The sequence below is a fragment of the Xanthomonas sp. genome, assembly GCF_017163755.1.
In the GTDB taxonomy this organism is placed as follows: domain Bacteria; phylum Pseudomonadota; class Gammaproteobacteria; order Xanthomonadales; family Xanthomonadaceae; genus Xanthomonas_A.
On record NZ_JAFIWC010000014.1, the window covers coordinates 42266 to 56667 of the forward strand.

Annotated in this window: 14 protein-coding genes; 3 read left to right on the plus strand and 11 right to left on the minus strand. The window is 71.1% G+C overall.

What is annotated here, in order from left to right; genetic code table 11:
• Positions 1-43 precede the first annotated feature (43 nt).
• Positions 44-2299 carry a catalase/peroxidase HPI gene (gene katG / locus JR065_RS10955; RefSeq protein ID WP_206234187.1) on the plus strand — a complete coding sequence of 752 codons (2256 nt, stop codon included), beginning with the start codon at positions 44-46 and terminating at the stop codon, positions 2297-2299.
• Positions 2300-2363: 64 nt separating this feature from the next.
• Here the strand turns inward: katG and JR065_RS10960 are convergent, their stop codons facing one another.
• Positions 2364-2783, minus strand: a complete 420-nt coding sequence (locus tag JR065_RS10960) for an RNA-binding S4 domain-containing protein (RefSeq protein ID WP_241093549.1) — start codon at positions 2781-2783, stop codon at positions 2364-2366.
• Positions 2784-3033: 250 nt separating this feature from the next.
• On the opposite strand from JR065_RS10960, the gene JR065_RS10965 reads away from it, so the two are divergent.
• Positions 3034-4497 carry an MATE family efflux transporter gene (locus tag JR065_RS10965; RefSeq protein WP_206234188.1) on the plus strand — a complete coding sequence of 488 codons (1464 nt, stop codon included), beginning with the start codon at positions 3034-3036 and terminating at the stop codon, positions 4495-4497.
• Positions 4498-4755: 258 nt separating this feature from the next.
• Here JR065_RS10965 and JR065_RS10970 read toward each other — a convergent pair whose 3' ends face one another.
• The 9 genes from JR065_RS10970 to ffh all read right to left on the minus strand — a co-directional run bounded on the left by JR065_RS10970 (position 4756) and on the right by ffh (position 12071).
• Complete coding sequence (locus tag JR065_RS10970; RefSeq protein ID WP_206234189.1) at positions 4756-5289, minus strand: hypothetical protein; 534 nt, start codon at positions 5287-5289, stop codon at positions 4756-4758.
• A 269-nt stretch (positions 5290-5558) separates the two neighbouring features.
• Positions 5559-5975 (minus strand): 50S ribosomal protein L19, encoded by a 417-nt coding sequence (rplS, locus tag JR065_RS10975; RefSeq protein ID WP_206234190.1) that lies wholly within the window; start codon positions 5973-5975, stop codon positions 5559-5561.
• 131 nt (positions 5976-6106) lie between these two features.
• On the minus strand, positions 6107-6889 hold the full coding sequence (gene trmD, locus JR065_RS10980; RefSeq protein ID WP_206234192.1) for a tRNA (guanosine(37)-N1)-methyltransferase TrmD: 783 nt from the start codon (positions 6887-6889) through the stop codon (positions 6107-6109).
• Between the two features lie 88 nt (positions 6890-6977).
• Complete coding sequence (rimM, locus tag JR065_RS10985; protein WP_206234193.1) at positions 6978-7490, minus strand: ribosome maturation factor RimM; 513 nt, start codon at positions 7488-7490, stop codon at positions 6978-6980.
• Between the two features lie 44 nt (positions 7491-7534).
• Positions 7535-7795: a 30S ribosomal protein S16 gene (rpsP, locus tag JR065_RS10990; RefSeq protein ID WP_206234195.1), complete on the minus strand. Its 261-nt coding sequence runs from the start codon at positions 7793-7795 to the stop codon at positions 7535-7537.
• Positions 7796-7890: 95 nt separating this feature from the next.
• Complete coding sequence (locus tag JR065_RS10995) at positions 7891-8691, minus strand: aminotransferase class IV (protein WP_206234196.1); 801 nt, start codon at positions 8689-8691, stop codon at positions 7891-7893.
• Entirely contained in the window at positions 8688-9773 is a 1086-nt protein-coding gene (locus JR065_RS11000) for a nitronate monooxygenase (protein WP_206234197.1), read from the minus strand. The genes JR065_RS10995 and JR065_RS11000 overlap by 4 nt, the downstream gene beginning before the upstream one ends.
• 1 nt (position 9774) lies before the next feature.
• The gene (locus JR065_RS11005; protein WP_206234198.1) at positions 9775-10599 is read right to left on the minus strand and encodes a DUF2314 domain-containing protein; all 825 of its coding nucleotides are present in this window, start codon (positions 10597-10599) and stop codon (positions 9775-9777) included.
• Positions 10600-10691: 92 nt separating this feature from the next.
• A complete protein-coding gene (ffh, locus tag JR065_RS11010; RefSeq protein ID WP_206234200.1) occupies positions 10692-12071 on the minus strand; it encodes a signal recognition particle protein in 1380 nt (459 codons plus the stop codon).
• Positions 12072-12208: 137 nt separating this feature from the next.
• On the opposite strand from ffh, the gene JR065_RS11015 reads away from it, so the two are divergent.
• The gene (locus JR065_RS11015) at positions 12209-13003 is read left to right on the plus strand and encodes a cytochrome C assembly family protein (RefSeq protein WP_206234201.1); all 795 of its coding nucleotides are present in this window, start codon (positions 12209-12211) and stop codon (positions 13001-13003) included.
• 154 nt (positions 13004-13157) lie between these two features.
• Here the strand turns inward: JR065_RS11015 and JR065_RS11020 are convergent, their stop codons facing one another.
• Positions 13158-14216, minus strand: coding sequence for an aldose epimerase family protein (locus tag JR065_RS11020; RefSeq protein ID WP_206234202.1), 1059 nt, complete (start codon positions 14214-14216; stop codon positions 13158-13160).
• Positions 14217-14402: the final 186 nt, after the last annotated feature.

Consider the following 14402-nt stretch of genomic DNA (forward strand, 5'->3'; position numbering starts at 1 on the left):
CGCCGACCGGCGCCCAGATGCGCATCCTCAAAGGCAGACACCCATGAACACCGAAGCCAAGTGCCCGTTCCCCCATGCCACCGCCGGCGGCGGCACCAGCAATCGCCAGTGGTGGCCGACGCAGTTGCGGCTGGACCTGCTCAACCAGCATTCCGAACGCTCCAACCCGCTCGGCAAACGGTTCGACTACGCCGAGGCATTCAACACGCTGGACTACCACGCGCTCAAGGCCGACCTGCGCAGGCTGATGACCGATTCGCAGCCGTGGTGGCCGGCGGACTTCGGCCACTACGGCGGCCTGTTCATCCGCATGGCCTGGCACAGCGCCGGCACCTACCGCATCGGCGACGGCCGCGGCGGCGGCGGCCGCGGGCAGCAGCGCTTCGCCCCGCTCAACAGCTGGCCGGACAACGTCAGCCTGGACAAGGCGCGCCGCCTGCTGTGGCCGATCAAGCAGAAGTACGGGCAGAAGATCTCCTGGGCCGACCTGCTGCAGCTGACCGGCAACGTCGCGCTGGAGACGATGGGCTTTCGCACCTTCGGCTTCGGCGCCGGCCGCGAAGACACCTGGGAACCGGACCAGGACGTGTACTGGGGCCGCGAGACCACCTGGCTCGGCGGCGACCTGCGTTACGCACGCGGCTCGGAAGGCGTGGACAAGCCGGCCGACGAGGGCGTGCTGGTGTCCGACGACGATGCCGATGGCCAGGTGCATACGCGCAACCTGGAAAACCCGCTGGCCGCCGTGCAGATGGGCCTGATCTACGTGAACCCCGAAGGCCCGGACGGCAACCCGGACCCGTTGCTGGCCGCCAAGGACATCCGCGACACCTTCGGCCGCATGGCCATGAACGACGAGGAGACCGTCGCGCTGATCGCCGGCGGCCACACCTTCGGCAAGACCCATGGCGCTGGCCCGTCGGACAACGTCGGCGCCGAACCGGAAGCGGCCGACCTGGAACTGCAGGGCCTGGGCTGGCAGAACAGCTATGGCACCGGCAAGGGCGCCGACACCATCACCTCGGGCCTGGAAGTCACCTGGACGCAGACCCCGGTGCAATGGAGCAACCACTTCTTCGAGAACCTGTTCAACTTCGAATGGGAGCTAGAGAAGTCGCCGGCCGGCGCGCAACAGTGGGTGGCCAGGAACGCCGGCGCGGAGATCCCCGACGCCCACGATCCGTCGAAGAAGCACCGCCCGCGCATGCTCACCACCGACCTGGCGCTGCGCTTCGACCCGATCTACGGGCCGATCTCCAAGCGCTTCCTGGAGAACCCGCAGGCCTTCGCCGACGCCTTCGCCCGCGCCTGGTTCAAGCTCACCCACCGCGACATGGGACCGCGCGCGCGCTACCTCGGCCCCGAAGTGCCCAAGGAAGAGCTGATCTGGCAGGACCCGGTGCCCGCCGTCAATCACCCGCTGGTGGAGGCGGCCGACGTGGACGCGCTGAAGCAGAAGATCGCCGATGCCGGCCTGTCGGTGGGCGAACTGGTCGCCACCGCGTGGGCATCGGCCTCGACCTTCCGCGGCGGCGACAAGCGCGGCGGCGCCAACGGCGCGCGCATCCGCCTGGCCCCGCAGAAGGACTGGGAGGCCAACCAGCCCGAGCAGCTGGGCAAGGTGCTCAAGGCGCTGGAGCGCATCCAGATGGAGTTCAACCTCGCGGCCGCCGGCGGCAGGAAGATCTCGCTGGCCGACCTGATCGTGCTGGCCGGCGGCGTCGGCGTGGAACAGGCGGCCAAGGCCGCCGGCTTCGAGGTCAACGTGCCGTTCAACCCGGGCCGCACCGACGCGCGCCAGGAACAGACCGACGTGGAGTCGTTCGCTGCGCTGGAACCGTTCGCCGACGGTTTCCGCAACTACCTGAAGGCGCCGTCCGCGGTCCCGGCCGAACACCTGCTGGTGGATCGCGCGCAGCTGCTGACCCTGACCGCGCCGGAGTTGACCGTGCTGGTCGGCGGGCTGCGCGTGCTCGGCGCCAACCATGGCGGGTCGTCCGATGGCGCGTTCACCGACCGTCCCGGCGCGTTGAGCAACGACTTCTTCCGCAACCTGCTGGACATGGGGATCGAATGGAAGGCGACATCGAAAGCCGCCGACCGCTTCGAAGGCCGCCTGCGCGGCGATGGCTCGAAGAAGTGGACCGCGACCCGGGTCGACCTAGTGTTCGGTTCCAACGCGGTGTTGCGCGCCCTGGCCGAGGTCTACGCCAGCGACGACGGCCAGGCCAAGCTGCTCGAGGACTTCGTGGCGGCCTGGGCCAAGGTGATGGAACTGGACCGCTACGACCTGCGCTGACCGGCGCTGGCTGCGAAACCAAGACCGGGCCACGAGGCCCGGTTTTTTTATGCCACAGCGGCCGTCACAACGCGTCGAGATCGCCCAGTGCGCGGATCAGGCGCCGCGCGCGCTTGTCCGGCTTGCCGTCGGGCGCTTGGTAGCCGTTGCGTTCGGCGCTGCGCTGCGCGCGCTGTTGCGCGCGCCGCTCGCGCGAGGCCTCGCTCTCCTGGTACAGCGTCTGCGCCACGCTGGCCGGGCCGCGGTTGTCGCTGAGCGCCAGCACCTGGATCTCGAACACCTCTTCGCCGCGCTCCACCCGCAACTGCTCGCCCACGCGCACCGCGCGCGAGGATTTCGGCCGCTGCCCGGCCACGTCCACCTTGCCGGTCTCCACCGCCTGCTTGGCCAGGCTGCGCGTCTTGAAGAAGCGCGCGGCCCACAGCCATACGTCCAGGCGGATCGCCGCCGCGCCCTGCCCTTGCTCGATCGTGTGCGTATTCAACCTGCGCCTCGTCTCCTGCTCGATGCCATTACCCGCTACATCGTGGCCGCCGGCCCGCAACGCAAGCCCGGTGCGGCGGAACATAGCAACGGCGACGTCGACCTGCCGTCGACGCCGACGCCGGCCGTCGCAGGGCCCCGGCCGGCGGCATGCGCGGCGTCGCGCGCCACGCGGTCACCCGCGCCGCGGGATCGCGCCACGCCGCCGGGCAAAATGCTAGCGTCGCCGTTTCCGCCCCCCGACCGACCGCATGCCCGCCCGACCCGCCACGCTCACCGAAGGCCCGATCGGCCGCCAGTTGCTGCTGTTCTCGCTGCCGATCCTGGCCGGCAACATCGCCCAGTCGCTCAACGGCTCGGTCAACGCGATCTGGATCGGGCGCTACCTGGGCGAAGCGGCGCTGACCGCGGCGGCCAACGCCAACAGCATCATGTTCTTCCTGATCGGCTCGGTGTTCGGCATCGGCATGGCCGCCACGATCCTGATCGGCCAGGCGATGGGCCGCGCCGACGTCGCCCAGGCGCGGCGGGTGATGGGCACCAGCGCCACCTTCTTCATCGGCCTGTCGGTGCTGATCGCGGCCGGCGGCTGGTGGCTGGCGCGGCACCTGCTGGCGGCGATGGGCACGCCGGCCGCGTCGCTGCCGCTGGCCGAGGCCTACCTGCGGGTGATCTTCCTGGCGATGCCGCTGCTGTACGCGTTCGCGTTCCTGTCGGCGGCGCTGCGCGGCGCCGGCGACTCGCGCACGCCGTTCCGCTTCCTGCTGCTGTCGGTGGCGCTGGACATCGTGTTCAACCCGCTGCTGCTGTTCGGCCTGGGACCGTTCCCGGCACTGGGCATCGCCGGCGCCGCGTGGGCCACGCTGATCGCCCAGGCCATCGCGCTGGGCGGGCTGCTGCTGTATCTGCGCCACAAGCGCCATGTGCTGTGGCTGGGGCGGCAGGACGCGCGCCTGTTTCGCATCGACCTGCAGATCCTGCGCGCGCTGGTGGTCAAGGGCGTGCCGATGGGATTGCAGATGGTGCTGATCTCGCTGGCGATGATCGCGATGATGAGCATGGTCAACGGCTTCGGCACCGACACCTCGGCCGCCTACGGCGCCGCGCTGCAGCTGTGGACCTATCTGCAGATGCCGGCGATGGCCATCGGCGCGGCCTGCTCGTCGATGGCCGCGCAGAACGTCGGCGCGCAGCGCTGGGACCGGGTCTCGGCCGTCGCCCGCAGCGGCGTGCTGTTCAACTTCCTGCTGACCGGCGCGCTGATCGCGCCGCTGATCCTGCTCGACCGCTGGACCCTGGCGCTGTTCCTGCCGCCGGCCAGCGCCGCGCTGGAGGTGGCCCGGCACCTCAACCACATCGCGGTGTGGTCGTTCCTGTTCTTCGGCGTGACCTTCGTGATCTCCGGCGTGGTCCGCGCCACCGGCGCGGTGATCCCGCCGCTGCTGATCCTGGGGCTGTCGCTGTGGGGCATCCGCGTGCCGTTCGCGCAGCTGCTGCAGCCGCACCTGGGCGCCGACGCGGTGTGGTGGAGCTTCCCGACCAGCGCGCTGTGCGCGATGGCGATGTCGCTGGCGTACTACCGCTGGGGCAACTGGCGCAAGGCGCGCATGCTGGCCCAGCCGCGGCCGGAGGAGATGGCGCACCCGGCGGAAGTGCCGGCGCAACCGCCGGCCGCGGTCGCCGACGTGCCGATCGCGCAGGGGCCGGCGCGCTGACGCCAGCCCCTGCTGCGGAGGGTGGAGGGAACCGACCGCCTGGCATGGCGTGCCGGCGCCTGCTGCCAGCCGGCGAGATCGATGCCCAAAAGCCGATCGTGCGGCGGATTCGGGGCGAGGGATCGCTAGAGCATCCACGCCGGCGCCAGCGGAAAGATCCCGATGCGGAGCGCGCCTGGGTCAGAGACGGGGCACGTCATCGATGCAGCGGTCCAAGCGCTGTGCGACACGGACCGCGCGCCGGTCGGGTCTGCAACGTCACGGATCGGCGGGCACGAAGTCCGGTCCACCCAGCTTGTCCCTGACAACCAGCGCGGTGCGCAGCAACGGACCCCACAGGCCGTCTTGGCTGTTGTGGCCGTTGCCCGCCCAACGGGTATCGGCGGCCAGCGCGGCCTTGCGGGTCTCCAGCTGCCTGCGCAGCGCCAGTGCGACCGCGCCGAGGTCGATCTCGAACAGCTCGGCGTAGGGGCCTTCGGGCTGTGCGCGCTTCTTGCTCAGGCAGAAACGGTAATACCAGACCCATGCCGCCGCGCAATAGACCGCCCTGTTTCGGTCGGGGTAGCCCGCCAGGATGCCGAGCAACGCCGCCACGAAGCGCGCGGGGAAGCGGCCGTCGCGCGTCTGCCGCCAGTAGCGCAACACCTGCAAGTCGAACGCCGCGACGACGTTCTGCGGTTCCTCGTTGTCGCTCCTGGCTTCGTGGAAATAGCGGGGCTCGCCCACGAGGAACTTGTCCAGTTCGTCATTGGCCAGCGCGACCAGCAATACGTTGTCCGGATCGGCACTCATTGGATTTCACTCCATCAGGGCCTGCGAACCGCGTCGAGGCGGCGTGCTGAAGCCCGCACAGGTGTCTGCATGAGGCGCGTTTGGCAACACACAGCCGGAGCCGATACCGGCACGAGGGGTCGAGCGGCGGCCCGAGACCCTAAAGCCCTTCGCGACGGCCACCTACGCAGCAATGCAAGCGCGATCCCGCGCATACAGCCCGCCCCCCGCAAACGCAAACGGCCGCCCGAAGGCGGCCGTCGCGGCAGCGACGCAAGGTCGCTGGGGTCTTACTCGGCCTTGGCGGCCGCGGCGGCAGCCTGGCGCGCGACCTTGGCCTGCGCAGCGGCGGCCAGATCTTCCTTGATGCGGGCAGCCTTGCCTTCCAGACCACGCAGGTAGTACAGCTTGCCGGCGCGGACCTTGCCGCGGCGCTTCACTTCGACCGAGTCGATGGTGGCGCTGTGGGTCTGGAACACGCGCTCGACGCCGTAGCCGTGCGAGATCTTGCGCACGGTGAACGAGGAGTTCAGGCCGGCGTTCTTGGTGCCGATCACCACGCCTTCGTAGGCCTGCACGCGCTCGCGGTTGCCTTCCTTCACCTTGACGTTGACGACGATGGTGTCGCCCTGGTTGAACTCCGGCAGCTTGCGCTGGATCTGGGCGGCTTCGAAGTCGGCCAGGATGGTCTTGTTGAGCTTGCTCATGGTGGGCACCGCTTGTGTCTGGTGAGGTGGTCCGGCAGTCGCCGCACGGCGATTGCGCGATATACGGATGGGCCAAGCACGGGAGGCTGGCCGGAAAGCCGGGCATTTTAACCCAACTTGCGCCGGCGTGGCTAGGGCCTGGAAGGATTTTCCTCTGCGGGCGCCGGATCGGCGTCCAGGGCGCGGCGGAATTCGTCCAGCAGGCCGCGGTCGGCGGCGCTCAGCGCGGCCTCGTCCAGCAGTTCCGGGCGCCGCAGCCAGGTCCGGCCAAGCGCCTGCATGCGCCGCCAGCGCGCGATCGCGGCGTGATTGCCGGAGCGCAGGATGGCCGGCACCTCGCCCAGCGCATGCTCGCGCGGGTGGGTGTAATGCGGGCAGTCGAGCAGCCCGTCCGGGCCTTCGAAGCTGTCCTGGGCGGCGGACTCGGCATCGTTCAGCGCGCCGTCCTGCAGCCGGGTCACCGCGTCGACCAGCACCGCCGCGGCCAGTTCGCCGCCGGACAGCACGTAGTCGCCGATCGAGATCTCCTCGTCCACCTGCGCGGCGACGAAGCGCTCGTCCACCCCTTCGTAGCGGCCGCACAGCAGCACCAGCCGCGGCAGCGCCGCCAGCGCGCGCGCCTTGGCCTGGGTCAGCGGCGCGCCCTGCGGGCTCAGGTAGATCACCGGCGCCGGCTGCGGGTCGGCCTCGCGCACCGCCTGCAGGCAGGCCTGCAGCGGCTCGATCATCATCACCATGCCCGGCCCGCCGCCGAACGGGCGGTCGTCCACCTTGCGATAGCCGCCCGTGGCGTAATCGCGCGGATTCCAGCCGTGCAACGCCAGCAGCGCCCGTTCCTGCGCGCGGCCGACCACCCCGAACGCGGCGCACTGGGCGACGAACTCGGGGAACAGGCTGATGACGTCGATGCGCATGGGGGGGCGGGACTCGGGACTCGGGACTCGGGACTCGGGACTCGTAGAGCCTAGGCGGCTGCCGGGTCGGCGCAAGCCCCCGGCATCCTCAGAATTCCGGATCCCAGTCGACCACGACCAGGTTGGCGTCGAAATCCACCGACTTGACGTAGTCCGGCTGCACGAACGGCAGCAGCCGCTCGCGGTCGCCGCGCACCACCATCACGTCGTTGGCGCCGGTGGAGAACAGGTGCGACACCTGCCCCAGCGCCACGCCGTCGACGGTGCGCACGTCCAGGCCTTCCAGGTCCACCCAGTAGTACTCGTCGGGCCTGGGCGGCGGCAGCGTGTCGCGCGCCACGTAGATCTCGGTGCCGCGCAGCGCCTCGACCGCGTCGCGGTCGCTGACGTCGGGCAGGGTGACCACCAGGTGCTTGCTGGATTCGCGCCCGCGCACGCCGCTGAGGCTGCTCTCGCTGCCGTCGGGCTTGCGCACGATCCAGGGCTGGTAGCGAAAAATGGCGAGGCGCGGCTCGGTCCACGACTCGAGCTTGGCCTCGCCACGTACGCCGAACGCGCCCAGTATCCTGCCCAGCAGGATGCGGCGCTGGCTGTCCTTCATGACTGCGGAACCGAAGGGCCGCGCGCTCGGCGCGGCCCGCAGGATCAGGCCGCGGTGGCCTGGGCCTTGCTCGCTTCCTTGTACAGGTTGCGAACCTTGTCGGTCAGCTGCGCGCCGTTGGACACCCAATGGTCCACGCGCGGCAGGTCGAGCACGATGCGCGGCTCGGCGCCCTGCGCGACCGGGTTGTAGTAGCCCAGGCGCTCGATGTTGCGGCCGTCGCGCGCGCTGCGCACGTCGGTGACGATGATGTGGTAGAAGGGGCGCTTCTTGGCGCCGCCACGGGTAAGGCGGATCTTGACCATGGTGAGTTTCCGGTGTTGCCCAGTCGCCAGGATGGCGCGGTAAGCCGGCGATTATAGCGGGCCGCCGAATCGCTGCCAAGTCGGGGCGGAAACGCTCAGATCCGTTGCCAGGGCTGGGTCTGCAGGGCGCGGTCCAGCAGCTGCAGCAGCGCGCCGTCGGCGTCCAGGCCCTGCCCGTCCAGCGCCGCGATGGCCTGCTGGCCGCGCGAGTTGCAGGCGAAGGCGGCGCGCAGGCCGTCCAGCGCGTCCAGCCGCAGCGGGCGCACCTGCTGGGCCACGCCCAGGGCCTCCAGCCCGGCCTGCAGCAGCCGCTCCTGGGTGCCGCGCAGCGCCGGCGCCTGCGGCCACACCACGCCCTGCCCGTCCCAGAACCCGATGTTCCAGACCGAGCCCTCGCTGATCAGGCCCTGCGCGTCGACGAACAGCGCGTCGTCGAAGCCGGCCTGCAGCGCCAGCCGCCGCTGGTGGAACAGGGCGAAGGTGCCGGCATGCTTGATCTGCGGCAGTTCGCGCTGGAACACCACGCTGCGCACCCGCAGCGGCGCGGGGTCCGGCTGCGCCGGCGCGGCCAGCGACACCAGCAGCTGCGGCGCGCAGGCCGCATCCGCATGGCGGAAGTCGAAGTCGGGCGCGAACACGCTCGCGCGCAGCGACGCATCGCCGCTGCCGAACGCCTCCAGCGCCGCGCGCAGCTCGGCGCGGATGCGCGCGGCCGACAGTTCGCTGCCGAACAGGGTGCGGGTGGCCTGGTCGAGCCGCTGCAGGTGCAGGTCGAATCCGCGCACCGCGCCGCCGCGCACCTGCATCGTGCTGAAGTGGCCGTAGTTGACCAGCGCCGGCGCGGCCAGCAGGTCCGCGGACGCCGGGCGTCCGGCGCAGAACAGCTGCGCGCTCACAGCAACGCCTGCGCCTGATCCCACCAGCGCTCGACCAGCGCGGCGGCCGGCTGCGCCGGCGCCATCCACGCCGACTGCCCGGCCCAGGCCTGCATCGCCGCCAGCCGGTTGTCGCGCGCGGCGGCCTGGCGCATCGGCGCGGTCAGTCCGCGCTGCACCGGATACGGCCGCGGCGGCGGCGCGGTCGGCGCGGACGCGGCGCGCACGTAGTCGGTCGCCAGGGCGCGGCCCAGGCGGCCGGAGAACGCGCGAGTGGCGCAGGTGTGTTCGGGTTCGGCCTGCGCCAGCGCATCGGCCCACGCGCCGGCCAGCGCCGCTTCGGGCGTGCGCAGGAACGCGGTGCCGATCTGCACCGCGCTGGCGCCCAGGGTCAGCGCCGCGGCGATGCCGCGGCCATCGGCGATGCCGCCGGCAGCGATCACCGGCACCTGCAGGCGATCGGCCAGCCGCGGCAGCAGCGCGAACAATCCGGTCATCTGCTGCTCGGCGCGGGAGGCGTCGAACGCGCCGCGATGGCCGCCGGCCTCGGCGCCTTGCGCGACCACCGCATCGGCGCCGGCCGCCTGCGCCGCCAGCGCCTCGTCCAGCGTGGTCGCGCAGGCGAACCAGGCGATGCCGGCCTGCTTCAGGCGCGCGACGAACTGCGGCGGGAACAGCCCCATGATCGACGAGACCACCGCCGGACGCGCGTCCAGCACCGCGGCGCATTGCGCAGCGAAATCGGCCGGCGTGGCGTCGCCGGCGGACGCATCCACCGGCGGTCCCCACTGCGCGAGGAACTGGCGCGTGGCCGTTTCGGCGGTGGCATCGCGCAGCGGCGGCGGATCGGGCACCCACAGGTTGACCTGCGCCGGGCCGGATGCGCCGTGCCGGAATGCGTCCATCCAGGTGCCGATCTCCTGCGCCGGCGACAGCACCGCGCCCATCGCGCCCATGCCGCCGGCCTGCGCGACCGCCACCGACAGCGGCACCGGGCAGGCGCCGGCCATCGGCGCCAGCAGGATCGGCGTGCGCAGGCCGAAGCGCTGGCAAAAGTCCGATGCCCGCGCGCGTGTCGCCGAGGACGCCGCCGAGCGCCTCACCTCAGGCCGCCTGTTGCAGCAGCTGCACGATCCGCGGCCACTGCATCTGCTGCGCCAGCTCCAGCGCGGTGCGCCCCAGCGGATTGCGCAGCGCCGGGTCCGCGCCGTGCTGCAACAGCAATGACACCGGCAGGTAGTTGCCGGCCAGCGCGTCGCGCTGCAGCAGCGTCCAGCCCTCCTCGTCGAGCACGTGCACCGCGTCGGGGCGGTTGCGCAGGTCTTCGTCGATGCGCGGGCCCATGTTCTCGCTCATCGGGTGCTCGCGCAGCGAGAGTTCGTCGGCGCTGGCGTCCTCGACGGGGTCTTGGCGGCCGAGCACGCCTGCGAGCAGGCCCCGCTTCGGCGCCGGCGCCGGCACCAGCCGCACCTGTCCGGGCACGCCGAACTCCAGGCCCCAGGCCGCGTCGTGCTCGGCACGATCGGCCGCGGACATGCCGCGGCGCAGCGCATCGATGGTGTAGCCGCCATAGACCTTGCCCTCGATGACGTACATCCAGTCCTCCAGCTCCGCCACCGGGGCGGAAACCGCGGTGCCGGCCTGCAGCGAGGGGATGAAATCCGGATCGTTGAGCAGCGTGCCGGAAACGGTGTGTCCGTCGAACTGCACGTCGCCGACCCACATGTGCTCGACCGGCGGCGCGTCTTCGTCGACGGCCTCGGTCGCGAACGCCAGCTTCACCGCCGCCAGGTCCAGCCCGGGCACGATGCGCCGGTATTCCCAGGACATCTCGCGCCAGAAGAACTTGAAGGTGCCGCGCGCGGCGACGTAGGCCGCCTGCATGGCGGCGTCCTCGCCGTCCACGGGATAGGTGGAGTTGTCGCTCATCGTGTTGGTTTCCTCTTGCAAAAGTGGATCGCTGGCGCAGGCGCGGTGCGCAGCCGGCGGCCGCGGCATGCGCCGCCACGATGGCGCCGGCGTCAGCGGAACGGCAGGCCGCCGCGCCCGCCCATCCCGCCCATCATTCCCTTCATGCCGCGCATCAGGCCCTTCATGCCGCCGCCGGCCATCTTCGACATCATTTTTTCCATCTGCTGGTACTGCTTCATCAGCTTGTTGACGTCCGACGGCTGGGTGCCGGAACCGCGGGCGATGCGCGCGCGGCGCGAGCCGTTGAGCAGCGCCGGGTTGCGCCGTTCCTTCTTGGTCATCGAGCCGATGATCGCGATCATCCGCGGCACTTCCTTGTTGCCGGCGACCTGCTGCTTGAGGTGCTCGGGGATCTGGCCCATGCCCGGCAGCTTGTCCATCAGCCCGGAAATGCCGCCCATGTTCTGCATCTGCTCGAGCTGGTCGCGCATGTCGTTGAGGTCGAACTTCTTGCCCTTGGCGACCTTCTCGGCGAGCTTCTGCGCCTTGTCCTTGTCGACCTGCTGCTCGACCTGCTCGACCAGCGACAGCACGTCGCCCATGTCCAGGATGCGGCTGGCCAGGCGGTCGGGATGGAACACGTCCAGGCCGTCGGGCTTCTCGCCGACGCCGATGAACTTGATCGGCTTGCCGGTGATGTAGCGCACGCTCAGCGCCGCGCCGCCGCGCGCGTCGCCGTCGGTCTTGGTCAGCACCACGCCGGTCAGCGGCAGCGCCTCGCTGAACGCCTTGGCGGTGTTGGCCGCGTCCTGGCCGGTCATCGCATCGACCACGAACAGGGTCTCGGCCGGGTTGATCGCCGCGTGCAGCGCCTTGATCTCGGCCATCATCGCCTCGTCGATGGCCAGGCGCCCGGCGGTGTCGACCAGCAGCACGTCGACGAACGACTTGCGCGCATCGGCGATCGCGGCGCGGACGATGTCGACCGGCTTCTGCTCGTTGCTGGACGGGAAGAACAGCACCCCGACCTGCTCGGCCAGGGTCTTGAGCTGCTCGATGGCCGCCGGACGGTAGACGTCGGCGCTGACCACCATCACCTTCTTCTTGCGCTTTTCCTTCAGGTGCTTGGCCAGCTTGCCGACCGTGGTGGTCTTGCCCGCGCCCTGCAGGCCGGCCATCAGCACGATCGCCGGCGCCGGCACGTTGAGGTTCAGGTCGCTGGCCGCCGAGCCCATCACCGTGGTCAGCTCGTCGCGCACCACCTTGATCAGCGCCTGGCCCGGGGTCAGGCTCTTGAGCACTTCCTGGCCGACCGCGCGCACCTTGATGCGCTCGATCAGCGCCTGCACCACCGGCAGGGCGACGTCGGCCTCGAGCAGGGCGATGCGGACTTCGCGGGTGGCTTCGCGGATGTTCTCCTCGGTCAGGCGGCCGCGGCCGCGCAGGCGCTGCATGGTGCCGGAGAGACGTTGGGTGAGGGATTCGAACATGCGGGCGGGTCGCAACGGGAAACGGTCGCCGATTATAGGGCACCGGCCCGGGCCCGGGCCCGGTTCCGCGGCCGGCGCGGGCGCGTCGCCGGTCGTAGCCGCCACCGGCGCGCGGCGCTATATGCGAAACTGGCGCGATGCTCATCGTGCTCATTGCCGTCGTCCTCTATCTGACCGCGACCGGACTGCTGGTCGGCTCGGTGGTGCGCGACCGGGTGGACGCCAGCCGCGGCTGGCTGGCGGCGGCGCTGCCGGCGGCGGCGCTGCACGCGGCCTATCACGTGCAGGTGGCCACGCGCACCACCGGCGGCCCGGACATGCACTTCTTCGCCGCGCTGTCGCTGGTCAGCCTGGGCATGGCGGCGGTGACCGCGCTGGTGGGCGCGCGCGGGCGCATGGCGGCGCTGGGCGTGGTGGTGTTCCCGCTGTCGGCGGCGCTGCTGCTGGCCTACCACTACCATGGCCACGAGCCGGCGCCGAGCCTGGACTGGCGCCTGCAGCTGCATGCGTGGATGGCGCTGCTGGCCTACGCCACGCTGGGCATCGCCGCGCTGCTGGCGGTGATGCTGTGGCTGCAGGAGCGCGCGCTGCGGCGCCGCGACTTCCATCCGTGGCTGCGCGCGCTGCCGCCGCTGACCGCACTGGAGACGCTGCTGTTCCGCACCATCTCGGTCGGCTTCGTGCTGCTGACCCTGACCCTGCTGACCGGCGTGCTGTTCGTGCAGGACTTCCTGGCGCAGCGGCTGGTGCAAAAGACCGTGCTCAGCGTGCTGTCGTGGATCGTGTTCGGCGCGCTGCTGGTGGGCCGCTGGCGCTACGGCTGGCGCGGCATCAAGGCGGTGCACTGGACGCTGGCGGCGATGCTGCTGCTGTTGCTCGCCTTCTTCGGCAGCAAGTTCGTGATCGAACTGGTGCTGGGGCAACCGCAGTAGCGGCTGCGGGTAACAGCGGGATTTCGATGCATCCCGGTAGGAGCGGCTTCAGCCGCGACAGATCGCTTCCGCAGCCGACATTGCCTCGGCGCCGGTGTCGCGGCTGAAGCCGCTCCTACAGGAATCGCGACATCTGGCAGCCCTGTAGCGCACCTCAATCGGCCAACGCCGCCTCGACCGCTTCCCACGCGGCGTCCGCGCCGACATCGGCGAAACGGTATTCAATGCGGTGGCGATAGGTCTGGCCCGGGCGCAGGACCGTGTCCGGGAAGGCCGGGCGGTTCGGCGCGTCGGGATAGCGCTGCGGCTCCAGGCACACGCCGCGGCCCAGGGCCGGATGCTGCGTGTCCAGGCCCTGCCCTTCGTACAGCTGCAGCGCCGGCATCGGGCTGGCGATGCGCATCGCCACGCCGCTGTGCGGCGAATACAGCATCGCGCTGCAATCGCGTCGGTCGGCCAGCACCAGGCAATGGTCGTAGCCGCGGCCGATGCGCAGCTGCGGGTCGGCGTCGATGCGCTTGTCGGCCACCTCGCGCGGGCTGCGGAAGTCGAACGCGGTGCCGGCGACCGCGGCGACCTCGCCGGTGGGAATCAGGCCGGCATCGGCCACCGGCAGGTAGCGGTCGGCCGGCACGCGCAGGACCTGCGCGGCGGCGGCCACGGCGGCGTCGCCGGCCAGGTTGAAGTACGGGTGGTGGGTGAGGTTCAGCGGCGTCGGCGCGTCGGCGACCGCTTCGAATTCCAGCACCAGCTCGCGCCCGCGCAGGCGCAGGTCGGCGTCCACGCGCAGGTTGCCGGGGTAGCCCTCTTCGCCGTCCGGCGACGCGTAGCGCAGGCGCGCGTGATCGTCGGCCTGCCCGACCACGCTCCACACGCGGCGCCCGAACCCGATCGTGCCGCCATGCAGGTGGTTGGCGCCTTCGTTGGCGGCCACCTGGTAGCGCCGCCCGTCCAGTTCGAACGCCGAGCCGGCGATGCGGTTGCCGTAGCGTCCCACGAGCACGCCCAGATACGCCGGATCGCGCAGGTAGGCCTCCAGCGTCGGCAGTCCGAGCACCAGCTCGGTGCGCCCGCGCGCGGTGTCCAGGCTGAGGCTGCGCAACAGGCCGCCGTAGGTCAGCAGTTCCGCGCGCAGCCCGTCGCCGCCGTCCAGCACGAGGCGGTGGACGGCGGTGCCGTCGGCAAGCTGGCCGAAGATCGAGATCGATGACATGCAAGGCTCCTGTTCGGGCGCGCCGGTCCGCGCAAGTCGCGCAGCATAGCGAGCCGGCGCCGGGCGGGACATGGCAAAGCCGATATGGTTTCGCGCGGGCATCGGCATCGCGGCGTGCGGCCGGCGCCCGGCGTGGCGCGGCACCTGCGGCGGCGCGCGCCGGGACATGTGCCGCCGGCGCTGCCA